We start from the raw sequence: 24,113 nt of genomic DNA on the forward strand, positions 1-24,113 counted from the left end.
GTAAGGGATACGATGGTACATATGCATATTACAGCATGGGCGTTAGGTTTAATTTTATTCTTCGTTGCGTATTCACTTTATTCAGCAGGGAGAAAAGGTAAAGGTGTACATATGGGGCTTCGCCTAGTGTATATCTTCATTATTGTGACAGGCTTCATGTTGTACATGAGTATTGTAAAGACAGCAACAGGTAGCATGCACATGTGGTACGGCTTAAAAATGTTAGCTGGTATTTTAGTTATCGGTGGAATGGAAATGGTTCTTGTAAAAATGAGCAAAAACAAACCAACAGGGGCGGTTTGGGGCTTATTTATTGTTGCGTTAGTAGCGGTATTATACTTAGGACTAAAATTACCGCTTGGCTGGTACGTATTTAAATAAAAATAAAACCACCTTATAATCTCAAGTGTTTGGGAGATAAGGTGGTTTTTTATTTTAAGTTGCATCGATATGCAACTCTTCTCCGTTTACTTTCGTAAAACGAAACATATTTTTATTGGATGTAGTGTGACGGACGAAATGGTGCTGCAGTGTACAAATCATTTCTTCGTTATCAAATAGAAGAATGTTTACTCCTACGCGTGACTCCTCTTTCGGCAAGAAGGATAAATAATTATGACAATACATGCAATCATATAAAGAGTAGTGAAGTGATTGCAATGATTCGGTTAATAATGTGAAGACGGAGTCAGGTAATTCTTCGAGCCATTCATTATAGCTAAGAAGTAATTTTTTTCGAATACGTATCATTTCCCCGTTTTGCAGGTGGTGTTGTTCGTTGGCAATTTGTAATATATCTTGTTCATAGAAACGAGCTGGTAGCCAGTTGCTGTTATATAAAATCTCAAAACCATCTTCGGCAATATCTTCTAATAAAAATGCTTCATCATTTTCATCATCAAAGAATACCCATTCATTGTTTATATATTCTACATTACCGACTGTATGAGCGCGGGGCTGGTTATATAAAATATGGTTACGTTGTATCATACACGATTTCTCCTTTATGAAAAGTAGTTATTCCTGTTATAGACAGTTCGTGCATTCTTTATAACTAGACACATCTAGACATAGGTGGGCATACAATAAAACACGTTTTACTGAGTGAGAATGCTATTCCATATGTGGATAGTAGGTTATCGTCAAGTTTTTCATTTTTTGATCCGCACTCTTAGGGTGGGGATTACTGCACGTTCAAGAAAAGAAATAAGATGGAAGGATGATTTATATGTGCGGGATTACAGGATGGGTGGATTATAAACGCTCATTAGAAGGAGAAAGAGATGTCGTTACGAAAATGGCTGAGACGTTAGCGAAACGTGGTCCGGATGATAATAAAGTTTGGATTAAAGGCAATGTCGCATTTGGGCATAAACGATTAATCGTTGTTGACCCTGAGGGCGGGAAACAACCGATGACTTGTTTAAAAGATGAAACGAATTACGCCATTTGCTATAACGGTGAACTTTATAACACAGAAGACATTCGAAAGGAATTATTAAGAAGAGGATATACGTTCAAAGGTCATTCTGATACAGAAGTATTATTAGCTTCTTATATTGAATGGAAAGAAGAATGTGTCGATCATTTAAACGGTATATATGCGTTTGCTGTATGGGATGAACAGAAAGAACAAGTATTTATTGCGCGAGATCGACTAGGTGTAAAACCGCTATTTTATAAATATGATAGTGGGCGATTGCTATTTGGTTCAGAGTTAAAAGCGATACTGGCTCATCCAGATGTGAAGGCGGAAGTAACGTTAGAAGGGTTATCCGAAATATTCGGTCTTGGACCATCGAGGACACCTGGTCATGGTATTTATGCTGGTATAAAAGAATTACGTCCAGGTCATGCGATGACATTTTCAAAGAACGGTTTATGCATATGGAGATATTGGAATGTGGAAAGCAAAAAACATGAAGATTCCTTTGAAGAAACAGTAGAGAAAACACGCTTTTTATTACAAGATGCGATTACAAGGCAGCTTGTTTCTGATGTACCACTATGTACTTTTTTATCAGGTGGTGTAGATTCGAGCGCTATTACAGCTATTGCAGCGAAAGAATACGAGAGATCAGGAAAAGGGCAATTACACACATATTCTGTTGATTACGAAGATAATGACAAATACTTTAAAGCGAATGCGTTCCAGCCAAATTCAGATGCTCCGTTTATTAATTTAATGACTGAGACATTTCAAACAACCCATCATCGCTGCGTCATTTCGAATGAAAAATTAGCAGAGTATTTAACTGAAGCAGTACTCGTTCGGGATTTGCCTGGTATGGCAGATATCGATTCGTCATTATTATGGTTTTGTCGTGAAATTAAACAAGATTTTGTCGTCGGTTTATCTGGGGAATGTGCAGATGAAATATTTGGTGGATATCCGTGGTTTTATAGAGAAGATGATTTACAATCGAGTGCCTTTCCGTGGATGCGCTCTACAGAAGCACGTGAACAACTGCTAAAGAAAGAATGGAGAAATAAATTAAATTTACAACAATATGTACAAAGGCGCTATGAAGAGTCGATTCAAGAAGTTCCTATTTTAGAGGGAGAAAGTCCACTAGAAGCAAAAAGACGCCAATTATTTTATTTAAATATGGTATGGTTTATGACAACATTATTAGACAGAAAAGACCGCATGAGTATGGGGGCAAGTTTAGAAGTACGTGTTCCATTTGCAGATCATCGTCTTGTCGAATATGCGTGGAATATTCCTTGGGAAATGAAAATGTATAAAAACCGCGAAAAAGGTCTATTACGTAAAGCGTTAGAAGATGTACTTCCACATGACATCTTATATAGAAAGAAGAGTCCTTATCCGAAAACGCACAATCCACACTATACAAAAGCAGTAACAGTATGGCTTCAAAATCTATTAACGGATAAAGGTTCAATTTTACACGAATTGTTTGATAAAGAGCAGTTGAACGGATTAATTCAGTCTGGTGGCAGTGCATTTCAAACACCATGGTTTGGTCAATTGATGACTGGGCCACAGCTTTTAGCTCATTTAGCACAAATTCACGTTTGGTTTAAAGAATATGGGGTAAATATTAAGGAATAAGGGAAAAGCGGCTTACAATTATGTAAGTCGCTTTTTATTAAAGAAATTGTCATATAAAATTCGAAATCACCTTATAAATAATACTTAATTAGAATTATTATTTTGACGTACTTATTATTGCTTGTTATAATTGGAAACAAACGTTCTGAAAAGGATTCTCATTTATAAAATTGAGGTGTTATATAGATGACAAAGAAAAAAATAGGTTTACTCGTAATGGCGTATGGAACACCAGAATCATTAGACGATGTAGAGGCATATTATACACATATCCGTCACGGGCGTAAGCCGTCAGAAGAAGCGCTTGAAGATTTAATTGGGCGCTATAAAGCGATTGGTGGAATTTCGCCGCTTGCAAAAATTACGAAAGAGCAGGCGCATAAATTAACAGATTCAATGAATAACATATTTACAGAGTATGAATTTACTTGTTACTTAGGTTTAAAACATACTGCGCCATTTATAGAAGATGCTGTAGAGGAAATGAAGCGAGATGGAATTGAGCAGGCAATTAGTATTGTGTTAGCGCCGCATTATTCGACTTTTAGCATTAAAGCGTATAATGAGCGCGCAATTTGCCTATCAAAAGAAATAAAAGGTCCTGTTATTGAACCGATTGAGCAGTGGTACGACGAACCAAAATTTATTTCTTATTGGGCAGATCAAATAAAAGAGACGTTTACTAATATTATAAATAAAGAGAAAGCCGTCGTAATTTTTTCGGCGCATAGTTTGCCAGAAAAAATTATTGCAGCAGGAGACCCATATGTAGAGCAACTAAAGCACACTGCAGATTTAATTGCAGAAGCTGCAAATATTCAAAACTATACAATTGGTTGGCAAAGTGCTGGGAATACTCCAGATCCATGGATTGGTCCAGATGTGCAAGATTTAACGAAAGATTTATATGAAGAGCATGGGTATGAATCTTTCATATATTGTCCAGTTGGTTTTGTGGCGGAGCATTTAGAAGTTTTATATGACAACGATTATGAGTGTAAAGTTGTAACTGATGAATTAAATGCCAAATATTTTAGACCGAATATGCCAAATGCACAATCTGCATTTATCGACTGTTTGGCTGAAATTGTTTCCGAAAAAGTGAAGGAAATAGTTGACAAAGATTTAGTTTTGAATAATAATTAGTTTATAATAATTTTAAATAAATAATAATTACTATGAAAGAAAGAGGAGGATCCCCCTAGATGAATCCAAATAATCGCTTAACAACAAACCAAGGTGCTCCAGTTGGAGACAACCAAAATTCTCGTACAGCTGGTCGTCGTGGACCGGTATTATTAGAAGACTATCATTTAGTAGAAAAACTTGCGCACTTTGATCGTGAACGTATTCCGGAGCGTGTTGTGCATGCACGTGGTGCAGGTGCTCACGGTGTATTCGTAACGAGAAATAGTATGAAGCAATATACGAAAGCAGCATTTTTACAAAATGAAGGAACTGAAACGCCTGTATTTGTTCGTTTTTCAACGGTTATTCATGGTCAAGGTTCTCCTGAAACAGCACGTGACCCACGTGGGTTCGCTGTTAAATTTTATACAGAAGAAGGAAACTACGATATCGTAGGTAATCATTTACCAGTTTTCTTCATTCGTGATGCAATTAAATTCCCTGATATGGTTCATTCTTTAAAACCAGCACCGGATACAAATATTCAAACGCCAGATCGTTATTGGGATTTCATGACGTTAACTCCAGAATCTACACATATGATGACATGGGTATTTTCTGATTACGGTACACCAGCAAGCTATCGTGAAATGGAAGGTTTCGGCGTCCATTCATTTAAATGGATTAATGAAGAAGGTAAAATTGTTTACATTAAATACCACTGGAAACCACAACAAGATGTACGTAACTTAAATGCGAAAGAAGTGCAAGAAGTACAAGGGAAAGACTTCAACCATGCAACTCGTGACTTGTTCGATGCAATCGAAAAAGGAAGTCATCCGAAATGGGATTTACACGTACAAGTTATGCAATTAGATGAAATGGATTCTTTAGACTTTGATCCACTAGATCCAACGAAAGTATGGCCAGAAGATCGCTTCCCATTAATTGAAGTAGGGACGATGACGTTAAATCGTAACCCGAAAAACTTCTTCGCAGAAGTAGAGCAAGTGGCGTTCTCTCCAAGTGCAACTGTAAATGGTATTGAACCATCTGAAGATAAATTATTACAAGGTCGTTTATTCTCTTATCCAGATACACAGCGTTACCGTCTGGGGGCAAATTATTTACAAATTCCAGTAAACTGCCCGTACGCAGCTGTTAACAACCAACAACGTGATGGCGCGATGCAAATGAATCAAAATCCATCTACAATTAACTACGAACCGAGCCGTCATACTGAAAATCCAGTTGAAGATAAGGCTTACCGCGATTCAACTATGAAAGTAGAAGGTTATGTATCTCGTGAAAAAATCGAGAAACCAAATGACTTTAAACAAGCAGGTGAGCGTTACCGTTCATTCTCTAAAGAAGAGCAAGCTAACTTAATTGCAAACTTAACAAATGACTTAAAAGACGTAAATGAACGCACGAAATTACTAGCTGTTTGTAACTTCTTCCGTGCAGATCAAGAATACGGTATGCGTTTAGCGCAGGCATTAAATGTTGATATTACGCAATATGTAGGAAATGCTCCGAAATAAATAGGGAAAGACGACCGGGTTTCGGTCGTCTTTTTTGTATAAAGTTATGTGGGGTATTTTGCTTGTAAATTATGTCGGAATTTGTTTGTAAATCGATATGTTGTGTCGAACCGTTGATACATTGAAAGAAACAATCGATATATTTGAAAAATCGTTGATATATCCAAAAAACCGATGATATATTTACATTTATACTAGGTGGGGTATGTTGCCCCTAGTACGCAAAAAAGAGATGCAATCTATTACTAATAGATTGCATCTCTTTTTTAGTTTACTCGTTCTGCATGTTCATAAGCCTTCTCGCCATGCATCGAAATATCAAGTCCCATGTGTTCCTGGTGCTCATCAACCCGAACAGGGAGGAAGAAGTTAATCGCTTTAATAATGGCATACGTCATGATGATCGTGAATGCATATGTTGCACCGATCGCTATAAATTGTTTAAACAGTAAAGCGGAATTTCCGTAAAATAATCCGTTTGCACCATCTCCGTTTATGGTAGTAGTTGCAAATATTCCTGTTGCAATACCGCCCCAAGTTCCTCCGATGCCGTGGCATCCAAAGGCATCAAGTGTATCGTCATACCCGAATTTTGTTTTTAAGAAGAAAACGGCGCCAAAGCATAATATACCACCAATTGCTCCGATAAGAAGGGCGGAGAAAGGTGTAACGAACCCGCAAGCTGGTGTAATAGCGACTAGACCAGAAACAACTCCGCAAGCAGCTCCCATCGCGGTCGGTTTTGATTGGAAGAACCATTCAGAAAGCATCCAAGTTAGAGCGGAGGCAGCAGCGGCTATATTTGTATTAATAAATGCAGTTAAAGCTACGTCGTTTAAGGATAATGCGCTGCCGACGTTAAAACCGAACCAGCCAAACCATAATAAGCCTGCGCCTAACATTGTAAATGGCAAATGGTGAGGAGAAGAACCATTTATGTTTTTTCGTTTTCCAAGGAAAATAGCTAATACAAGACCAGCAACTCCGGAAGTGATGTGAACGACGTTTCCGCCAGCGAAGTCTAGTGCCCCAAGTTCCCTTAGCCACCCGCCGACGCCCCATACCCAATGAGCGACAGGATTGTAAACGATCGTTGTCCATAGAAGGATAAAAATAAGAAAGGCAGAAAATCGCATTCTTTCAGCGAATGCACCTGAAATTAAAGCTGGAGTTAAAATGGCGAACATGAGTTGAAACATCATGAATAAATTGTGAGGAATAGTAGATGAGTAGTCTGGATTTGGTGCGTAGGTAACTCCGTTTAGCCCGAACCAATCAAGTGTACCGATAATCCCGTGCCAATCTGGTCCGAATGATAAAGAATAGCCGATAACAATCCATTGAATCGAAACGATAGCCATTGCGCTATAACTATGCATCGTTGTACTGAGTACATTTTTGCTGCGAACCATACCTCCATAAAAAAGTGCCAATCCTGGTGTCATTAACATGACCATTACTGTCGTTACAAACATAAAAACCGTATCTCCCATATTCATGAGCTCTCCTCCTGTAATGTTAGAAAAAATAACATCGTTTTGTTATGTTTCATATCATATTCGAAATTAAACTAAAAATCAACTAAAAATTCAGAAAATTATATACATAATGTCAGAAAACCTAACATGTATTATTTTGTGAGGCTTGAAATCGACATATGCGTTTCATTCAGAAAATTGGTATAATATTCTTACAATTAAAAAACTTGGGGGATGCGTGTGGGAAAAATACGGACTAGGAAACTATTCATTTGTTTTTGCTTAGCTTTTGTTTTGTTTGTACCAATACATACTTTTGCAGACGAAAAAAGAGAGTGGCGAGACGAAGTTATCTATTCCATTATGATTGATCGCTTCAATAATGGAGAACCGAAAAATGACAAACAGTTAGAAGTTGGCAATTTGGAAGGGTATCAGGGTGGAGATATAAGAGGGATTATAAAAAGACTGGATTACATAAAAGAAATGGGTTTTACCGCTGTTATGCTTTCTCCGCTTTTTGAAAGTGGAACGTATGATGGGTTAGATGTGCGAAATTTTCAAAAGGTAAATGAACATTTCGGAACAGAAAATGATGTGAAAGAACTTATCCAAAAAGCGCACGCAAAAGGAATGAAAGTTGTACTTCAATTTCCACTTGGGGGAAACGAACAGCAAGTCATCGACGCGTTGAAATGGTGGGTCAAAGAAGTTGATTTAGATGGTAGTTATGTGATACATAGTGAAAAAAAATCGGATGCTTTTTGGGATGGCGTACAAAAAGACATGCAAGCAATAAAGAAAGATTTTCGTATTATGACAGAGGAAGATAGTGAGTATAACGAAAAAATAGTAGAATCGTTTTCTAAAGCGGATGTATCGGTGAAACCTTTATATGATGTGAGTAAAAAAGACGGGGAATCCATTATATTTTTAGATAACCAAGATACAAAAAGATATGCTCGTATTGCAAAAGAAAATATGTATTATCCGCCATCACGTTTAAAACTGGCGCTTACATATTTGTTAACATCACCTGGAATTCCGAATTTTTATTACGGAACTGAAATTGCATTAGATGGAGGAAGTGTACCCGATAATAGACGATTAATGGATTTCAAATCAGATGAAAAATTTATGCAGCACATAACAAAACTAGGTGAACTTAGACAAGCGAGACCGTCTTTACGACGCGGTACGTTTGAGCTACTGTATGATAAGAGCGGGATGAGTATACTAAAACGAAAATATAAAGATGAAGTAACTTTAGTAGCAATTAATAATACGAAAGAAACACAAAAAGTCTCCTTACCTGCAAGTGCGATTGGTGAAAAACAAGAGTTAAGAGGATTGTTAGAAGATGAAATTATAAGAGAAGAAAACGGAAAGTTTTATCTCGTTTTAAAGCGTGAAGAATCAAATGTGTATAAAGTTAACGGAGAAACAGGTGTGAATTGGTTATTTATCTCCTTAATCGTTGGGGTGAATGTATTATTTATTGCGTTTTTAATTGCAGTTAAAAGGAAACGTAGATGAGATGAGAAGTTACTCGCTCTATGTTCATGTCTTCTTATTGGATTTGTAAGTTTGTTCGGTGGGGCCAGGTTAGGGAGAAAGTCTTCTTCCTAGCCTGTTTTTGTGTCAATACGGATAGAGAAAGACCTTTGAAACAAACAATAATTGCAACTATATTAATTTTACATTACATTAAAAGTTAGAGAATACTCTTATACTAATACAGTGCTAAATAGTAGGTGGGAAAATGGAATTTTACGATTTGGGTATTACCATTAAAGAGCTTAGAATTAAAAAAAATATATCACAATCCGAATTATGTCATGGAATATGTTCGCAAAGTCAAATTAGCAAAATAGAAAAAGGTATGATTTATCCATCTAGTATATTGTTATATCAATTATCAGAAAGACTTGGTATTGACCCAAATAATATATTTGCATTAACTCAAAACAAAAAGTTAAAATATGTAGAAAATGTAAAATGTGTAATAAAAGATTGCTTAAAGCAAAAACAATATAAAGAACTTTATGAAATCGTGAAAAAAGAGAAAGATGAAAAAAATTTTCAGGCAAAAGAAGATAAACAATTTCTCCTATGGCATGAAGCAATTGCTGTATTTGAGGTGAACAAATCCATAAAAACTGCTTTAAATCTTTTAAATAATGCATTAAAACTAACTTTAACCAATGTTGATTTTTTATCAGAAAGAGAAATAGATATTATGCAGACAATGTCTATATTTTATGCGGAAAATAAAGAATATGATAAAAGTATTACTATATTAGGAAGATGTTTAACTAATTTTAATAAGTTAGATTTTCCGAGAGATAAAGCGATTAAATTAAAAATCATTTTTAATTTAGCGAAATGTTTAGGTATGACCTATCAATATGAAGAAGCGGTAAAATACATTGATAAGGGCATCAAATTAGCTATTAATCTAAATACTTTATACTTATTAGGTGAACTGTACTATTTAAAAGGATGTAATTTATTAAGATTTAAACAACAGGATGAAGAAGATATTGCAAATAACATGAAAAAAGCATTATTTATATTTGAACTAACAGAAAAAGAAAATCTGATAAAAGTGGTTAAAGAAAAATATTTTGAAAACCAAACTGAAAAAAGTCATTCATAATACATTTGAAAATCACTTGAGATATAATAAAACCTACAGGGGAAATCCCTGTAGGTTTTATACTTATAAACTTGCTTCTAAAATATTAGTGTTTAATATAAATTTTTGAATAAGAGTTTACTTAGTGTACTTTTTATTTTGAAGTCTGCATCTTTATTAACAATTTATGCTTCTTTTTAATTCCATCCAAATATTGTTAAAATTGAGATGGTTCAAGTCGGAGGAAGGCACTTTGAGGTGTCTTTTTTTTGACCTTTATCATTAACTATTTAATGTTTTTTAAATGATTACATGACATATTTTTTTTGTACCAAGCTTTGTTGATACAGTTAGACTTATCCGTTAGTGTATTCGTATTATTAGAACATCCTACAGTATTTAGGGAGAATGTGGCCAATAAAAACCATAATATTAATTTCTTCAAATAACCACTTCTAACTCTTTTTTAATTAACATTTTTTAAAATACTTATTAATTTTACATTACATTAAAGGTTGGGAAATATTCTTATACTCATAAATTGTTACGTTTTGGCGAGGAGAGGAATTATGAGTTATAGCAATTTTTAAGATGATTTTGGCCTAGGATGTAATTACTAAGAAAATTAATTCAAATCGAAGGGAAAACGTCTTAAGGTGTCTTTTCCTTATTTTCAATTTACTTAGCAATTTTTACCGCATATACCCTTTTTCTATGGTTTGTTCTTGTAATATTGTCTCTACAAGGCTAAAAAGAAAACTCCTCTAATTAAGAGGAGTTTTCTTTTTAGCGGTAGTTAATGAACTGTACGTCGATTGGTAAATCAGCGCTACGAACAGCTGCGATTACGGCTTGTAAGTCATCACGGCTTTTCGCTGTAACACGTACTTGATCGTCTTGTACTTGTGTTTTTACTTTTAATTTCATTTCTTTAATGATGTTGTTAATTTTTTTAGCGTTATCTTTATCGATACCTTGTTGAAGTGTTGCGCGTTGGCGAACAGTGTTGCCAGTTGCAGCTTCAACTTTTCCGTAATCTAAGTTCTTAATTGGAACGTTACGTTTTACAAGTTTAGAAATTAAAACGTCTTTTACTTGGTCTAATTTGAACTCGTCGTCAGAAGTTAAAACTAGTACTTCTTTTTCTAATTTAATATCACTTTTACTTCCTTTAAAGTCATATCGGTTTTGGATTTCTTTTAATGCGATATTAATTGCGTTTGTTACTTCAGGTAATTCTACTTTCGAAACGATGTCAAAAGAACTATCTTTTGCCATAGTTAGCACCTCCAAATAAATTTCTAATCTTGTTATGTACTGTACATACTAAAGTATAGCTGAAAACGAGTCTAGACTTAAGTGTTTTCATACTTATATTCATGTAACCTCACTTTATTATAGTGAATTTTGGGCAGTTGGACAAATACAGGAAAAATCATGTTATAATTAACTTTTGTTTGGAATGATAAAAAAGATAATTTTATATATATAGAAGGGAATTAAAAAATATGTATTTGCAAATAGGATCGATTGAACAGGTAACTGTTTTACGCGAAACGGAAATTGGATATATGGTTGGGAATGAAGAAGAAGAAATTTTCCTACATAAAAACGAAGTAGCTGGAGAAATTGAAGAAGGCGATACGATTGATGTATTCTTATACCTTGATCACCAAAATCGTATTTCAGCAACAATGAAGGAGCCAATTATTACAACGTATGATTGGAACTGGGTAAAGGTTGTAGAAGTCATTCCTAGTTTAGGTGTGTTTGTTGATATTGGTGTATCAAAAGATATACTAATTCCAGCTGATGAGTTCCCGATTTATATGCCAGTATGGCCAGAAGTAGGCGACGAATTATATTGTACGTTAAAATTAACGAATCGTGATCGTTTAATTGCTCTTCCGGCAAGGGACAGTGATATGCAAGAAATTATCGTAGATGCAACGCCATCTATGCGTAATAAAAACGTAAATGGACGTGTATATCGTTCGCTTCAAGTTGGTTCATTCGTACTAACTGATGAGCATTTCCGTGCTTTCTTACACCATACAGAAAGAAAAGAACAAGTCCGCATCGGGGAGCGTGTAACCGGCCGTATTATTGACGTGAAAGATGATGGTACAATTAACATTTCACTTCTTCCTCGTAAAGAAGAAGGAATGGAAGACGATGCGGCAGTAATTTATGCATATATGGAAGAACGAGGCGGAGCAATGCCGTTTTGGGATAAGAGCCATCCAGAAGATATTAAAGAACGCTTTAACATGAGTAAAGCTGCATTTAAGCGCGCACTTGGTAAGTTGATGAAAGAAGAAAAAGTTTACCAAGAAGAAGGTTGGACTTACTTTAAAAAATAAAGTAAATGAAAAAAGAACTATTCTTTCTCTGAATTTTTAAGAGAAGGGATAGTTCTTTTTATTTTTAATAATGTATTCGCTCTATAAGGTAAACATTGAAAGAAGTAGGCAGGATGGAAGCTAAAGTTATAGAAGAGGTATGTTATAAAATTTTAAAAATATATGGTTAATTATTATATAGTTTTTTAAGTAAGATTTTGATTGTAGTATTTCTTATGTGATTCATTAAAAAGAATATAAGAATATAAGAGATTTATCGCAGTGTTTGTACTGTTTATCCCGCTATTCACCGGGCAGTAAGATCCTCACTGATTAAAGTTTCACTTTATGTATAAAATCTTGATAGCTTTTACACTATGTTTTGAATTTTTACAACGCTGACAGTATTAAAAATATAAAATAATTAGGATGATTATATGCATATTTGGACACTAACAAATTGGCGGAAATATTATAATTTAGAAGAGAAGAGTCATCGCATGGGACTACGATTAAAATTCGATAAAGATGTTGATCCTGAAGTGAGAAGAGCTATTAAAGAGTTTTGCAAATGGATACGCCGAGAATATTTTTTCCCGATTAGAGTACCTATTTATGTGAAATCTTCATATAAAATAAAGGCGATGGATGGTGAGTTGGTCTATGGTACTTTCTTTGAACCATTTAATCGGAATGATGAGCCGTATATTCGTATTTCGACAGGAGATTATTGTGATGAGCTAGAGAAAAGAGGAAAAGATGATGCTTTGGGAGGATATTTGTTTACTATTGCGCATGAACTAACGCATTATTTCCAATGGATTAATGATATAAAACTAACGAGAATTGGATATGAGAGGCAGGCTACTACTTATTCAGGGTATATTATTGATGAATATAAAGAAACTAGAGAGCATCCGTGAAATAGAAACTTTATAGGTAATTGGAAGTATGATAATAAGCAATGTGCTTGAATGAATGCCCTAATATTTAGAGGTTATCTGGAAGTAGATATCTGAATTATCAAACGAAAGTGAGTGTGAGTAATACGCTTTGACAAAGAGGTGAGCATATGAAATTTTATAATGCCGTATATCTTATAATTTCTTATGATAGAGAACTTATCAATAAAAGTTGTATGATTGCGGGGATCACAAAAAAATTAACAATATGTAAATAAGTTTGGCCTACATTTCAGGATTATTGATTTTTTCCCTTGGTGTAATAACATGAAACTGGAAATGTTTTAATAGTTTCTGATGTATTTTGTATACTTTTAGTTACAAGTGATCGAGAGAGAATAGATGAGATATTGAAAGAGAGGTACGAAAATGCAAGATAATGTACTGGAACAATTAATAAAGAGTCTCTCAGTATTATCCCTTGAAAAAGAACGCGAAATAGCAGCAGTTGATTTACATGATATATATGAGAGTGCTGAAAGGTTTGAAAAATGCTTGAAAATATTATGAATTCGAAACATTCTAAAGAAGACTTAATAGATGCGTTAATTGAAGTGGAGATAGAATTAGATCACATCAATTGGCATTATAAAAGCTTGAAGAAACAGTTGAAAATATTGATGAAAGATTAAAAAGCACAACCTTATGTAAAAAGATAAGGTTGTGCTTTTTTTAATTTCCTTGCGGTGAAACAAGAGTAAATGTATCTTTCAAATCACTATCATTTATTTTAATATTTGCCTTTTTTAATTCATCTTGTAACAATTTTTGGCTGAATGTAGGATCAGCAGTACGTTCTTCCTCTAAGTTTTTGCGAATAGAGTTTTTTACCTCATCGTAAGGTTTTAGATCTTTTTTATCAGTTAATTTAATAACGTGATAACCGTTTGATGATTTTACGGGATTGCTAATTTGTCCAACATTTAGTTTGTAGGCAGCGCTTTCGAATTCAGGAGCCATTGTACCTGAATTGAAGTATCCAAGGTCTCCACCTTTATCTTTTGATAGTAGATCTTGTGATTCTTGTTTTGCTAATTCTTCAAATGAAGCACCAGCATCTAGTTTACTCTTTATTTCTTTCGCTTCATTTTCGTCACTTACTAAAATGTGACTCGCTTTAATTTCTGGCTTATAGTGGTCTTTTACGTCTTTTTCTGTAATGCTTTTCTTAATCGCTTCATTCATAGCAAGTTTGAACTTAATTTGATTTTTGAAATCCTCTTCATCTTTTAAACGATTGTTTTCTAATACTTTTTTGAATTGATCTCCATATTGTTTTTTTACTTTTTCTACTTCTTTATTTACCTCTTCATCAGGTACTTTATATTTTTTTGTGATGACGTCTTGTGCCATCATTTCGTATAGCATGTCTTTTCCGTAACGATCTTTCAATTGTTTTTCGAAGTCGTCCTTCGTAACAGTCGAGTCTGTTGCTGTGGCGACTGTAGCTGATCCGTTTTTTTGTCCGCAAGCAGATAGCATCAATATACTTATTAGTGCAGTAATAATGAAAATATGTTTCCCTCTCATGCCAACACCTCATCCGAATATGTTATCGCTATTGTAGAATATAGAAGTGAACATGAAGTGAATTTTTAATGTTTTTTTCCTTTAAAATGTAAAAAAGTACATCAACATAATTGTTGATGTACGATGGAATCAAAGGTGATCGGTCTTTTTAGAGTATGCACGTTTACCTTGCTGAATATTTTTTTGCTCTTGCTCATTTTTTTGTGTGCGTTTTGCATTATTATCGCGTGCTTTTTTGTCGTTATCACCCGTATGTGGCATATGTATCAACTCCATTTCTAAACGTTGTACGTTTATCATTTCCTTTTTCGTAAAGACTATGTATAGCGGTGCATTTATGAAGGGTAAAGGTGGATTCGAAATGGATTTGAAGTTGAATTATACTGAACTTATAAAGAAGTTAATCGTTGTAATCATCGCAGGTTTATTAAACGCGATTGGGATGAATTTATTTTTAACGCCAGCGAAAGTGTATGCGAGTGGCTTTGCTGGATTGTCTCAATTATTATCACAAATATTAGGTGATTTTTTATCGATTCACATATCTACAGGAGTATTGTTTAGCTTATTTAATATTCCTGTCGTTATTTTAGCGTGGAAAAAGGTTGGAAAGGCCTTCACCTTTTTTAGTTTTCTTTGTGTTATATTTATGACTTTGTTTCTAGAAATCATCCCTGTTAGAGCGGTTTCGAATGATATCATATTAAATGCGATTTTTGGCGGGATTATTTCGGCAATTGGAGTAGGGATTGCTTTAAAGTGGGGTGCTTCTACAGGTGGATTAGATATTATCGCCATGATTTTATCGAAAATAAAAGATAAGCCTGTCGGTACATACTTTTTCTTTTTTAATGCAATTATCATTATCGCTGCTGGCTATGTATATGGATGGGAAAAAGCGTTATATACGCTAGTGACTTTATATGTATCAACGAGAATTATTGATGCGATTCATACTCGTCATGTAAAGATTACAGCATTAATTGTTACGAAGAATGGGGCGGACGTAAGAAAGGCGATTCACTCGCGATTAGTAAGAGGGATTACAACGATACCAGCAACAGGTGCTTATACGAATGAAAATAAAGAAATGTTAATGATGGTTATTACTCGTTATGAGTTATACGAATTAGAGAGGATTATTAAACAAGTGGACCCAAGTGCATTTACAAATATACTGCAAACAGTTGGGGTGTTCGGATTGTTTCGGAAAGATTAAAGAGGACCAAAGTTGGTCCTCTTTTTTAATGTACATTCGTAATGTTTTGCAATTGCTCTTGCATTTCACGGAGCTGAACTTTTTCAGCAGTTGAAGAGTTTGCGTAAGCGGATTGCAAAGCATTTTTTGCTCTATACACGAGATCTTGTTGCTCAGTACCGCTTGAACAAGATACGGCATTTTCAACAGCATCTTTAGCTTGTTGGAATAGTAAGTTCCCCATTTAAACCCCTCCAAAAGAAGAGTTACTTCTTGCCTTTTCTGCCTCAGCTAATGTACCTCTGTACGGGAATCTTGCATCATGCTTCATAACAGCATCGGCTCCTTGCTGGATAAAACGTTTTGATTTGTTCTTTTTACCCATTTGAAAAACCCCCTTTATTTAGCTGAAAACAATCGACGCGATGTCTCATGCGTCTACTTATAGTATGGACATTTGGCAGGAAACTATAAGTAGGGAATTTTTAGATTACAACCCAAGAACCTCTTCTAAATATAAAGCAATACCATCTTCTTCATTCGTTAACGTCGTATGGTTTGCGAGTGATTTTAATTCAGGTATGGCATTTCCCATTGCGATGCCGTGACCAGCAAATTCAATCATTTCAAAATCATTATCCTCATCACCGAAAGCGATAATTCGCTCTTGTGGAATGTTGTAATGACTAGAAATTTTTTGTAATCCAACCGCTTTATTTAATCCGCTTTTCACAATCTCAATAATCGGCCAAGGTGCGCCCCATTTTCTATGGTCGATTACTTCCGCGTGCATATCCGTTAAATGTTGACGAATTGCAGTGGAATGCTCGTCATGTGCATCAATTAATAAGCAGGTTGGATGATCGTTTAAAATATTTAATAAGTCTCCTGTAAAAATCTTAGGAGATCCGAATTCGAAAATATGTTTTTTATCTTCATCAATTTCACGAACATACACATCGTCCATAACTTCAGCGTATATATTTTTCACGCCGAAATCAAAGCAAGCTCGTACAATTTCTTGCGCTGTTGCTAGCTCAAGAGGGGAGTGATGTATACCCCAGTTTGAATCAAGAGGATGGTGTACGTACGCACCGTTAAAGTTTACGATAGGTGTATTCAGACCGAGTTCTTTATAGTAATCATAACTAGCGCGGAATGGACGTCCTGTTGAAATAACGACAACGTGTCCTTGTTCCTTTGCTTTTGCAATTGTATGTTTCGTTCGAGTGGAAATTATTTTGTTGTCTGTTAATAAAGTGCCGTCTAAGTCTAATGCGATTAAATGTTGTTTGTTCATAATTTCACCTCTTATAATAATTTTTTTATTTCTATCTGTATTTCCGTCTTTAATATGCAGAAATAAGAGGTTAGACCTGGTGAAATGACCATAGATGAAAATTTCACTATATATCCATCTTACGTCTCAAAGTGCTGCGGTGTCTACTATTTCTCGTTGGAAATTAAGAAAAGTCAACATCTTTTTAGAAAGTTCAAACAATGTTTCTTTCATTATGTACAAATTGTGAAAAGGGTTACATTGCCCGTGTGATGAGACTTATAATGAACATGTAATCTTCTCGTATATGTTTGACTCTCCTTTGAAACTAGCCTAGAGTAGGTTGGTTTCTTTTTTTTTCTACAAGTAGGAAAGAAATCCCTGCTTACGCTTGTGTCATTCATATATATGTACAAGAACGAGATGTAGTACTGTTTCCTAAACATGACAGAAAAGCTTTCTTTTAAAATGGATATACTAATGAGGCAAAGACGTCATGGAAGGAGAATGAAAATGGGACAAAATCGCAGGTTTCGTTCTGGACAAAAAGCGCCAAATGATGGGGTTTATGTAGAAATTGGTGAAACGGGAAGTATGGTGAAAAATCCGCAAATGGTACAATTAACTGCCGGTGAAAAGTTTCCAGATAATACGAATCATAACCGTCAGTGGACATATAAAAGAAAACCGTAACAGAAGCCGCAATCTTTATTGCGGCTTTTTTGTCATGACACATTATAATTTCATTTACCGCACTGTTTTGAGCAGCGTAATGAATGTTCCTGTTTTCTTTTTCCAATAATAAGTTTGAAAATACATAGGCAAAATTATTGTATAAAAAAGTCAGTTGGCGTATAATCAAATCAAAGGTCAAAGAAAGTCAAACTTTTGGAGGGCTGTAAAGATGGACTTAAATCAAATGACAACAAAAACACAAGAGGCGATTATGAGTGCCCAATCTTTAGCGGTATCTCATCATCACCAAGAGGTGGATACTGTTCATCTATTACTTGCATTATTAGAAGAGCAAGATGGATTAGCGGTACGTATATTTCAAAAAATGAATGTTGATATAGAAGCGTTAAAGCAAGGTGCTGAAAGCTTAATTAAAAAGAAACCTTCTGTAACGGGAAGCGGTGCAGAAGTTGGAAAATTGTATGTAAAGAGCGCTCTGCAACAACTGCTTGTAAGAGCAGGGAAAGAAGCAGAAAAACTGCAGGATGATTACATTTCAGTAGAACATGTATTGCTTGCTTTTTCTGAAGAAAAAGGCGATATAAATCAATTATTTACAACATTGCATATTACGAAAGATAACTTATTACAGTCTTTAATGACAGTTCGGGGGAATCAAAGAGTGACTAGTCAAAATCCAGAAGCAACTTATGAAGCGTTAGAAAAATATGGCCGTGATTTAGTGGCAGAAGTGAGAGCCGGGAAAATTGATCCTGTTATCGGCCGAGATAGTGAAATTCGACGCGTTATCCGCATTCTTTCACGTAAAACGAAAAACAATCCTGTTTTAATTGGGGAGCCAGGTGTTGGTAAAACAGCAATCGTTGAAGGATTAGCACAGCGTATTGTGAAAAAGGATGTACCTGAAGGATTGAAAGATAGAACGATTTTTGCGTTAGATATGAGTGCGCTCGTAGCTGGTGCGAAATTCCGTGGTGAGTTCGAAGAGCGTCTGCAAGCTGTATTAAATGAAATTAAAAAGAGTGAAGGACGCATTTTATTATTCATTGATGAACTTCATACAATTGTTGGTGCTGGTAAAACAGAAGGTGCAATGGATGCAGGGAATATGTTAAAACCGATGCTTGCGCGTGGTGAACTGCATTGTATCGGGGCGACAACGTTAGATGAATATCGTAAATATATTGAAAAAGATCCAGCGCTAGAAAGACGTTTCCAACAAGTATTAGCAGAAGAACCAACTGTTGAAGATACAATCTCAATTTTACGTGGATTAAAAGAACGCTTTGAAATTTATCACGGTGTAAATATTCATGACCGAGCGATTGTAGCAGCGTCAGTTTTATCAGATCGATATATTTCAGATCGCTTCTTACCGGATAAAGCAATTGACCTTGTTGACGAAGCATGCGCAACAATTCGTACAGAAATTGATTCTATGCCGACAGAATTAGATGAAGTAACGCGTCGTATTATGCAGTTAGAAATTGAGGAAGCAGCTCTTGGAAAAGAAACGGATCGTGGTAGCCAAGAGCGCCTAAAAACATTGCAACGTGAATTATCGGATTTAAAAGAAGTTGCAAGTGGTATGAGAGCGAAATGGGAGAAAGAAAAAGAAGACATTCACAAAGTTCGTGACTTACGTGAACATTTAGAACGTTTGCGCCGTGAATTAGAAGAAGCAGAAGGTAATTACGATTTAAATAAAGCAGCCGAACTTCGTCACGGGAAAATTCCTGCAATCGAAAAAGAATTAAAAGAAGCGGAAGAAATGGGCGCGCATAATAAACAAGAAAATCGTTTATTACGTGAGGAAGTAAGTGAAGAAGAAATTGCAGATATTGTTTCACGCTGGACTGGTATTCCTGTTGCTAAACTTGTTGAAGGAGAACGCGAGAAATTACTACGCTTAGAGCAAATCTTATCAGAGCGTGTCATCGGACAAGAGGAAGCAGTAAGCTTAGTATCAGACGCGGTTCTTCGTGCTCGCGCTGGTATTAAAGACCCGAATCGTCCAATTGGTTCCTTCATTTTCTTAGGCCCTACGGGTGTTGGTAAAACAGAACTTGCAAAAACGTTAGCGCAGTCTTTATTCGATAGTGAAGAGCAAATGATTCGTATTGACATGTCTGAGTATATGGAGAAACACGCAGTGTCACGCTTAATTGGTGCACCTCCTGGATATGTAGGATATGAAGAAGGCGGTCAATTAACAGAAGCGGTAAGACGTAAACCATATTCCGTTATTTTATTAGATGAAATTGAAAAAGCACATCCAGAAGTATTCAATATTTTATTACAAATGTTAGATGATGGACGCATTACAGATTCGCAAGGTCGTACAGTGGACTTTAAAAACACAGTTATTATTATGACTTCAAATATTGGATCTGCTCATTTACTAGACGGATTAGAAGAAGATGGTTCGATTAAAGAGGAATCAAGAGACCTTGTAATGGGGCAATTAAGAGGGCATTTCCGCCCTGAATTTTTAAACCGTGTTGATGAAATTATTTTATTCAAACCTCTTACAACGAATGAAATTAAAGGCATTGTTGATAAAATTGTAAAAGAATTACAAGGTCGTCTAGCTGACCGTCACATTACAGTAGAATTAACAGATGCAGCAAAAGAATTTGTTGTAGAAGCTGGTTTCGATCCAATGTACGGAGCTCGTCCGTTAAAACGATACGTACAACGTCAAGTGGAAACGAAATTAGCAAGAGAATTAATTGCAGGAACAATTACTGACAATTGTCACGTAGTTGTTGATGTAGAAAATAACGAATTAGTCGTTCATGTGAAATAAAAATAAAAAGAGTTCGGATAAAATCCGGACTCTTTTTTTAGTGTTGTTCTACTGGCTCGTTTGGAATTGCAGCTGAAATTGCTAGTACTAATACAGCAAGAACAACTGAGAAAATAGACGCTTGGTTAAAGTCGTATGTACCGCCAGTCATAGAGCCGATTACATAGCTCATCATATGTACAAGTAAGAACGACCAAATTAATGCCCAAATGAAACGCATATTTTACACCTCTATTCGTTCAATCTGTCCTTATTGTAACACAATTGAAAAAAGAATATAGAAAAATATTTGTAGATTTTTCAACGCAAATTTGCATTCCGTTCATACATTATAAAAGAGTGGTTTTATATGTTTAGAAAATAAGGCGGGGGAAAAATGAGTATTACGGAACGTTTTTTTTACTTAGAAAAAGAACCATGTGTTATTTATTTACCGGAGAAGCCAAATGGATTTTCTGTTATGCTCCTCGGTGATTATAACTACTTTATTGAGAATGGTACAAGTTTATGGACGCAACATGCGGGTAAATCTTATTTCTTACATGGTCTTATTGAGCAAGGCTACACGGTCTTTTCCTCTAATTTATACGGAAGACATTGGGGAAACGATCAATCTGTTCGTCTGGCAAAACGTTTATATGATGTTGTTTTGAGAAAAGAGACGTTAAATGCGAAAATGCACATTATGGCAGATGGTATGGGAGCGCTTGTGGCACTTGAAATGATGAACAAATATCCTGAATGTATTCGTTCTGTTGTTATGTTAAATCCGTGTTTAGATTTACCAGAATATGTGAGTTTTGAGAAAGAGCATAAGTTTTTTTACAAGAGACTCGTGAAGGAATTAAGTTTGGCGTATGATTCCAAAGAAGAAGAATTAGAATTAAAAATAAATAAGAAATCATTTACGCTTCTTCCATCTTGTGTACCTGTTAAAATTTTTGTATCAACACAAGAAAAAAGAGGGAGAAAACAACAGTTGCGTAAATATGAGAAAATGAGGCAATTAAATCAATGTGATACTTCTGTCTTGTTCCATCTGCAAGATGTGAAATATAAAATGGTTAGGCAAACGACCGATTTCTTTAAAAAATATGAAGAAGAATTGTGAAGCTCCCATATACATAAATGAGGAGCTATTTGCTTCAGAGGGAAAGGGTTGGTGGTATGGAACGCGTGCTGATAATAGGTGCACTTACGTTTGTAGGTTATCACCTTGTGAATAAAATGATCGCAGAAGAAGTAGAAGTGTATGGTCTTGATTTTGATGAATTCGATAGTATGACCAAAATTAATGAAGAGAAGTTATTGTTAATTGGGCGAAATGCGTTATTTACGTATTATTCGATAAGAGATGAAGATGGATGGAGATCGGTAGAGGAAGAGAGATTCGATACTGTCTACTTTTGCTTATATGAGCCAAATCAGCAATGTGGATTTCGGAATGAAAGAGTCATATTACAATATTTAAAGCGAATTATAAGAATGTGTGAAGAACAAAAAGTGAAGTTAAATTTAATTTCTTCTATTGAAGTAAGTAGTACAGGTGAATCCGAAAATAAGCGCCTATTTTTGAAAGTAGAAGAAGGATTGAAAAAAGGGAATTTAAAATATAGTGTATTTCGAGTTCCTACATTATATGGACCGTGGCAACCATCCTTTATGATGTATCATCAGCTCATTTTATCAGAATTAGACGAGAAAGAGTGCCGTTGTACGAGTGAGGAAAAAGGAAGTGATTTGCTTTACATTGAAGATGTATGTGAATACTTATGGGAGAATGGAACGAACGGGGCGCATCTTGGTATATACAATTTACTTAGTGGTAAACAGTCATTATGGGAAAAAGGTATGAATCTTTTACGCGCGGATGATAAAGTAAATAAAAATAATAATAATAATGAAATAAGAGATGAGGCTATTGAAGTCATTTCGATAAAAAGAAATACTCCGTTAGAATACGGTTTAAATAAGCAACTGGCACACATGAAAAAATATAAAGAGTTATACGAAGAGTAGCACGCGTGTTACACTATTGTATGTGAAAGTTTTAATGGAGAGGAAGAGTATAATATGAACGAAAAAAGCATGCAGTTTTTACAAATCGCAATGAAGCATTTACCAGAAGCAAAGGCAATTTTAGATGATAACGGAATTGCACTTGATATGGAGAAGGCACAGCCGGTGTTAGAATTGTTAATGAAAGTTATGAACGAAGCTTATGAGCTTGGGAAAGCAGATAAAGAATAAAATCCGTCTTTTTTGATGGAGGAGAGGCTCGAATCGTGAGTAGAAGCGGTTCGGGCCTTTTTATTTGGAATGAAATACGAAAAGGTATGATTCTGTTTCTTTTAATGAAAAATAAAGTGGATAATGCGTTAGCTTTCTGTTTTATGCGAAATATATTCTAGACAAAAATACATTTATGTTTTAAAATTAGTACCAAGTCATAATAATTGATATAAAACGGAGGGCTGCGATGTGAACGTGGGCATTTTAGGGATCGGAAGATATGTGCCAGAAAAAGTAGTCACAAATCACGATTTAGAGAAAATAATGGAAACATCCGATGAATGGATTCGTACGAGAACGGGAATTGCAGAAAGACGCATTGCCGATGATACAATAGATACTTCATATATGGCCGTAGAGGCTTCTAAAAAAGCACTTGAAGATGCAGGAATTAACGGAGAGGATATCGATCTGATTTTAGTAGCGACAGTAACACCAGATCGTGCTTTTCCAGCAGTTGCTTGTGTAATTCAAGAAGCAATAGGAGCGAAACATGCAGCTGCAATGGATTTAAGTGCAGCATGTGCTGGCTTTATGTACGGAATGATTACAGCGCAGCAATTTATTCAAACAGGAACTTATAAAAATGTATTAGTAGTTGGTAGTGATAAACTATCTAAAATTGTAGACTGGAACGATCGAAATACAGCAGTACTATTTGGAGACGGAGCCGGTGCTATCGTAATGGGAGCTGTTTCAGAAGGTAAAGGCGTTCTATCTTTTGAATTAGGAGCAGACGGAAGTGGCGGCAAGCACCTTTATCAAGACGAGTATGTTATGATGAATGGCAGAGAAGTGTTTAAATTTGCCGTTCGTCAACTTGGTGATTCTTGTCTTCGCGTTTTAGATAAAGCTGGTCTTACGAAAGAAGATGTAGATTTCTTAGTACCGCATCAAGCAAACATTCGTATTATGGAATCTGCAAGAGAGAGGTTAAATTTACCACAAGAAAAAATGAGTATGACAATTGAGAAGTTCGGTAATACATCAGCTTCTTCAATTCCGATTGCAATGGTAGAGGAATTGCAAAACGGACGTATTCAAGACGGTGATTTAATTATACTTGTTGGTTTTGGCGGCGGATTAACATGGGGAGCAGTCGCTCTTCGTTGGGGTAAATAAGGACTGAGAGAAAAAAAGG

Annotated in this window: 24 protein-coding genes and 1 pseudogene; 16 read left to right on the forward strand and 9 right to left on the reverse strand. The window is 35.4% G+C overall.

Annotated elements, in window-relative coordinates:
• Window positions 1–12 precede the first annotated feature (12 nt).
• Window positions 13–381 carry a YisL family protein gene (locus AC241_RS05850; protein WP_016082495.1) on the forward strand — a complete coding sequence of 123 codons (369 nt, stop codon included), beginning with the start codon at window positions 13–15 and terminating at the stop codon, window positions 379–381.
• 54 nt (window positions 382–435) lie between these two features.
• On the opposite strand, the gene AC241_RS05855 is transcribed toward AC241_RS05850, so the two are convergent.
• Window positions 436–990: a DUF2777 domain-containing protein gene (locus AC241_RS05855; RefSeq protein WP_016082494.1), complete on the reverse strand. Its 555-nt coding sequence runs from the start codon at window positions 988–990 to the stop codon at window positions 436–438.
• Window positions 991–1,228: 238 nt separating this feature from the next.
• On the opposite strand from AC241_RS05855, the gene asnB reads away from it, so the two are divergent.
• The 3 genes from asnB (at window position 1,229) to katB (ending at window position 5,748) form a co-directional block, all read left to right on the forward strand.
• On the forward strand, window positions 1,229–3,076 hold the full coding sequence (gene asnB, locus AC241_RS05860; RefSeq protein WP_050842845.1) for an asparagine synthase (glutamine-hydrolyzing): 1,848 nt from the start codon (window positions 1,229–1,231) through the stop codon (window positions 3,074–3,076).
• A gap of 186 nt (window positions 3,077–3,262) precedes the next feature.
• On the forward strand, window positions 3,263–4,222 hold the full coding sequence (gene hemH / locus AC241_RS05865; RefSeq protein WP_043936622.1) for a ferrochelatase: 960 nt from the start codon (window positions 3,263–3,265) through the stop codon (window positions 4,220–4,222).
• 59 nt (window positions 4,223–4,281) lie between these two features.
• Window positions 4,282–5,748 carry a catalase KatB gene (gene katB / locus AC241_RS05870; protein WP_050842847.1) on the forward strand — a complete coding sequence of 489 codons (1,467 nt, stop codon included), beginning with the start codon at window positions 4,282–4,284 and terminating at the stop codon, window positions 5,746–5,748.
• Between the two features lie 266 nt (window positions 5,749–6,014).
• Here the strand turns inward: katB and AC241_RS05875 are convergent, their stop codons facing one another.
• The gene (locus tag AC241_RS05875; protein WP_050842849.1) at window positions 6,015–7,247 is read right to left on the reverse strand and encodes an ammonium transporter; all 1,233 of its coding nucleotides are present in this window, start codon (window positions 7,245–7,247) and stop codon (window positions 6,015–6,017) included.
• Window positions 7,248–7,466: 219 nt separating this feature from the next.
• Between AC241_RS05875 and AC241_RS05880 the strand changes: the two genes are divergently transcribed.
• Both AC241_RS05880 and AC241_RS05885 read left to right on the forward strand, forming a co-directional pair.
• Window positions 7,467–8,762, forward strand: coding sequence for an alpha-amylase family glycosyl hydrolase (locus tag AC241_RS05880; protein ID WP_103574446.1), 1,296 nt, complete (start codon window positions 7,467–7,469; stop codon window positions 8,760–8,762).
• A 226-nt stretch (window positions 8,763–8,988) separates the two neighbouring features.
• Window positions 8,989–9,885, forward strand: a complete 897-nt coding sequence (locus AC241_RS05885) for a helix-turn-helix domain-containing protein (protein ID WP_050842854.1) — start codon at window positions 8,989–8,991, stop codon at window positions 9,883–9,885.
• A 765-nt stretch (window positions 9,886–10,650) separates the two neighbouring features.
• Here the strand turns inward: AC241_RS05885 and AC241_RS05890 are convergent.
• Window positions 10,651–11,142, reverse strand: coding sequence for a YajQ family cyclic di-GMP-binding protein (locus AC241_RS05890; RefSeq protein WP_001040146.1), 492 nt, complete (start codon window positions 11,140–11,142; stop codon window positions 10,651–10,653).
• Window positions 11,143–11,372: 230 nt separating this feature from the next.
• On the opposite strand from AC241_RS05890, the gene AC241_RS05895 reads away from it, so the two are divergent.
• The 3 genes and pseudogenes from AC241_RS05895 to AC241_RS05905 all read left to right on the forward strand — a co-directional run bounded on the left by AC241_RS05895 (window position 11,373) and on the right by AC241_RS05905 (window position 13,800).
• The gene (locus AC241_RS05895; RefSeq protein WP_000281261.1) at window positions 11,373–12,227 is read left to right on the forward strand and encodes a CvfB family protein; all 855 of its coding nucleotides are present in this window, start codon (window positions 11,373–11,375) and stop codon (window positions 12,225–12,227) included.
• Window positions 12,228–12,643: 416 nt separating this feature from the next.
• Window positions 12,644–13,129, forward strand: a complete 486-nt coding sequence (locus tag AC241_RS05900; protein WP_029442129.1) for a hypothetical protein — start codon at window positions 12,644–12,646, stop codon at window positions 13,127–13,129.
• A gap of 408 nt (window positions 13,130–13,537) precedes the next feature.
• A pseudogene (locus tag AC241_RS05905) lies at window positions 13,538–13,800 on the forward strand (hypothetical protein).
• Window positions 13,801–13,840: 40 nt separating this feature from the next.
• Here AC241_RS05905 and prsA read toward each other — a convergent pair.
• A complete protein-coding gene (gene prsA, locus AC241_RS05910; protein ID WP_029442131.1) occupies window positions 13,841–14,698 on the reverse strand; it encodes a peptidylprolyl isomerase PrsA in 858 nt (285 codons plus the stop codon).
• A gap of 129 nt (window positions 14,699–14,827) precedes the next feature.
• Window positions 14,828–14,959 (reverse strand): DUF3941 domain-containing protein, encoded by a 132-nt coding sequence (locus tag AC241_RS05915; protein WP_050842856.1) that lies wholly within the window; start codon window positions 14,957–14,959, stop codon window positions 14,828–14,830.
• A 100-nt stretch (window positions 14,960–15,059) separates the two neighbouring features.
• Between AC241_RS05915 and AC241_RS05920 the strand changes: the two genes are divergently transcribed.
• A complete protein-coding gene (locus tag AC241_RS05920; RefSeq protein ID WP_016082482.1) occupies window positions 15,060–15,917 on the forward strand; it encodes a YitT family protein in 858 nt (285 codons plus the stop codon).
• 25 nt (window positions 15,918–15,942) lie between these two features.
• Here the strand turns inward: AC241_RS05920 and AC241_RS05925 are convergent, their stop codons facing one another.
• The 3 genes from AC241_RS05925 to AC241_RS05935 all read right to left on the reverse strand — a co-directional run bounded on the left by AC241_RS05925 (window position 15,943) and on the right by AC241_RS05935 (window position 17,196).
• On the reverse strand, window positions 15,943–16,140 hold the full coding sequence (locus AC241_RS05925) for a DUF3813 domain-containing protein (protein WP_050842858.1): 198 nt from the start codon (window positions 16,138–16,140) through the stop codon (window positions 15,943–15,945).
• On the reverse strand, window positions 16,141–16,281 hold the full coding sequence (locus AC241_RS05930; protein ID WP_000516816.1) for a hypothetical protein: 141 nt from the start codon (window positions 16,279–16,281) through the stop codon (window positions 16,141–16,143).
• 105 nt (window positions 16,282–16,386) lie between these two features.
• A complete protein-coding gene (locus AC241_RS05935) occupies window positions 16,387–17,196 on the reverse strand; it encodes a Cof-type HAD-IIB family hydrolase (RefSeq protein WP_001041241.1) in 810 nt (269 codons plus the stop codon).
• A gap of 492 nt (window positions 17,197–17,688) precedes the next feature.
• Here AC241_RS05935 and AC241_RS05945 point away from each other — a divergent pair, with 492 nt between their 5' ends.
• Both AC241_RS05945 and clpB read left to right on the forward strand, forming a co-directional pair.
• Window positions 17,689–17,868 carry a YjzC family protein gene (locus AC241_RS05945; protein ID WP_016082481.1) on the forward strand — a complete coding sequence of 60 codons (180 nt, stop codon included), beginning with the start codon at window positions 17,689–17,691 and terminating at the stop codon, window positions 17,866–17,868.
• A 211-nt stretch (window positions 17,869–18,079) separates the two neighbouring features.
• The gene (gene clpB / locus AC241_RS05950) at window positions 18,080–20,680 is read left to right on the forward strand and encodes an ATP-dependent chaperone ClpB (protein WP_050842860.1); all 2,601 of its coding nucleotides are present in this window, start codon (window positions 18,080–18,082) and stop codon (window positions 20,678–20,680) included.
• A gap of 37 nt (window positions 20,681–20,717) precedes the next feature.
• Here clpB and AC241_RS05955 read toward each other — a convergent pair whose 3' ends face one another.
• A complete protein-coding gene (locus AC241_RS05955; protein WP_001211116.1) occupies window positions 20,718–20,900 on the reverse strand; it encodes a YjzD family protein in 183 nt (60 codons plus the stop codon).
• 156 nt (window positions 20,901–21,056) lie between these two features.
• Between AC241_RS05955 and AC241_RS05960 the strand changes: the two genes are divergently transcribed.
• The 4 genes from AC241_RS05960 (at window position 21,057) to fabH (ending at window position 24,094) form a co-directional block, all read left to right on the forward strand.
• Window positions 21,057–21,791, forward strand: a complete 735-nt coding sequence (locus tag AC241_RS05960) for a lipase family protein (protein ID WP_016082478.1) — start codon at window positions 21,057–21,059, stop codon at window positions 21,789–21,791.
• Between the two features lie 29 nt (window positions 21,792–21,820).
• Window positions 21,821–22,699 (forward strand): NAD-dependent epimerase/dehydratase family protein, encoded by an 879-nt coding sequence (locus AC241_RS05965; RefSeq protein ID WP_103574448.1) that lies wholly within the window; start codon window positions 21,821–21,823, stop codon window positions 22,697–22,699.
• A 54-nt stretch (window positions 22,700–22,753) separates the two neighbouring features.
• Window positions 22,754–22,930, forward strand: a complete 177-nt coding sequence (locus AC241_RS05970) for a ComZ family protein (RefSeq protein WP_001986215.1) — start codon at window positions 22,754–22,756, stop codon at window positions 22,928–22,930.
• 231 nt (window positions 22,931–23,161) lie between these two features.
• Window positions 23,162–24,094 carry a beta-ketoacyl-ACP synthase III gene (fabH, locus tag AC241_RS05975; RefSeq protein ID WP_016082476.1) on the forward strand — a complete coding sequence of 311 codons (933 nt, stop codon included), beginning with the start codon at window positions 23,162–23,164 and terminating at the stop codon, window positions 24,092–24,094.
• Window positions 24,095–24,113 lie beyond the last annotated feature (19 nt).

Origin of the sequence: Bacillus thuringiensis (genome assembly GCF_001182785.1) — a bacterium.
Lineage (GTDB): Bacteria > Bacillota > Bacilli > Bacillales > Bacillaceae_G > Bacillus_A > Bacillus_A thuringiensis_S.

What these genes read in the sequence shown, in the direction of transcription:
- prsA (WP_029442131.1), bottom strand. Translation starts at nt 14,698, where the DNA reads ATGAGAGGGAAACATATTTTCATTATTACTGCACTAATAAGTATATTG.
- katB (WP_050842847.1), top strand. Translation starts at nt 4,282, where the DNA reads ATGAATCCAAATAATCGCTTAACAACAAACCAAGGTGCTCCAGTTGGA.
- AC241_RS05855 (WP_016082494.1), bottom strand. Translation starts at nt 990, where the DNA reads ATGATACAACGTAACCATATTTTATATAACCAGCCCCGCGCTCATACA.
- AC241_RS05960 (WP_016082478.1), top strand. Translation starts at nt 21,057, where the DNA reads ATGAGTATTACGGAACGTTTTTTTTACTTAGAAAAAGAACCATGTGTT.
- AC241_RS05935 (WP_001041241.1), bottom strand. Translation starts at nt 17,196, where the DNA reads ATGAACAAACAACATTTAATCGCATTAGACTTAGACGGCACTTTATTA.
- clpB (WP_050842860.1), top strand. Translation starts at nt 18,080, where the DNA reads ATGGACTTAAATCAAATGACAACAAAAACACAAGAGGCGATTATGAGT.
- AC241_RS05885 (WP_050842854.1), top strand. Translation starts at nt 8,989, where the DNA reads ATGGAATTTTACGATTTGGGTATTACCATTAAAGAGCTTAGAATTAAA.
- AC241_RS05875 (WP_050842849.1), bottom strand. Translation starts at nt 7,247, where the DNA reads ATGAATATGGGAGATACGGTTTTTATGTTTGTAACGACAGTAATGGTC.
- asnB (WP_050842845.1), top strand. Translation starts at nt 1,229, where the DNA reads ATGTGCGGGATTACAGGATGGGTGGATTATAAACGCTCATTAGAAGGA.
- AC241_RS05920 (WP_016082482.1), top strand. Translation starts at nt 15,060, where the DNA reads ATGGATTTGAAGTTGAATTATACTGAACTTATAAAGAAGTTAATCGTT.
- AC241_RS05915 (WP_050842856.1), bottom strand. Translation starts at nt 14,959, where the DNA reads ATGCCACATACGGGTGATAACGACAAAAAAGCACGCGATAATAATGCA.
- AC241_RS05955 (WP_001211116.1), bottom strand. Translation starts at nt 20,900, where the DNA reads ATGCGTTTCATTTGGGCATTAATTTGGTCGTTCTTACTTGTACATATG.
- AC241_RS05890 (WP_001040146.1), bottom strand. Translation starts at nt 11,142, where the DNA reads ATGGCAAAAGATAGTTCTTTTGACATCGTTTCGAAAGTAGAATTACCT.
- AC241_RS05970 (WP_001986215.1), top strand. Translation starts at nt 22,754, where the DNA reads ATGAACGAAAAAAGCATGCAGTTTTTACAAATCGCAATGAAGCATTTA.
- AC241_RS05930 (WP_000516816.1), bottom strand. Translation starts at nt 16,281, where the DNA reads ATGGGTAAAAAGAACAAATCAAAACGTTTTATCCAGCAAGGAGCCGAT.
- AC241_RS05895 (WP_000281261.1), top strand. Translation starts at nt 11,373, where the DNA reads ATGTATTTGCAAATAGGATCGATTGAACAGGTAACTGTTTTACGCGAA.
- AC241_RS05900 (WP_029442129.1), top strand. Translation starts at nt 12,644, where the DNA reads ATGCATATTTGGACACTAACAAATTGGCGGAAATATTATAATTTAGAA.
- hemH (WP_043936622.1), top strand. Translation starts at nt 3,263, where the DNA reads ATGACAAAGAAAAAAATAGGTTTACTCGTAATGGCGTATGGAACACCA.
- AC241_RS05850 (WP_016082495.1), top strand. Translation starts at nt 13, where the DNA reads ATGGTACATATGCATATTACAGCATGGGCGTTAGGTTTAATTTTATTC.
- AC241_RS05925 (WP_050842858.1), bottom strand. Translation starts at nt 16,140, where the DNA reads ATGGGGAACTTACTATTCCAACAAGCTAAAGATGCTGTTGAAAATGCC.
- AC241_RS05945 (WP_016082481.1), top strand. Translation starts at nt 17,689, where the DNA reads ATGGGACAAAATCGCAGGTTTCGTTCTGGACAAAAAGCGCCAAATGAT.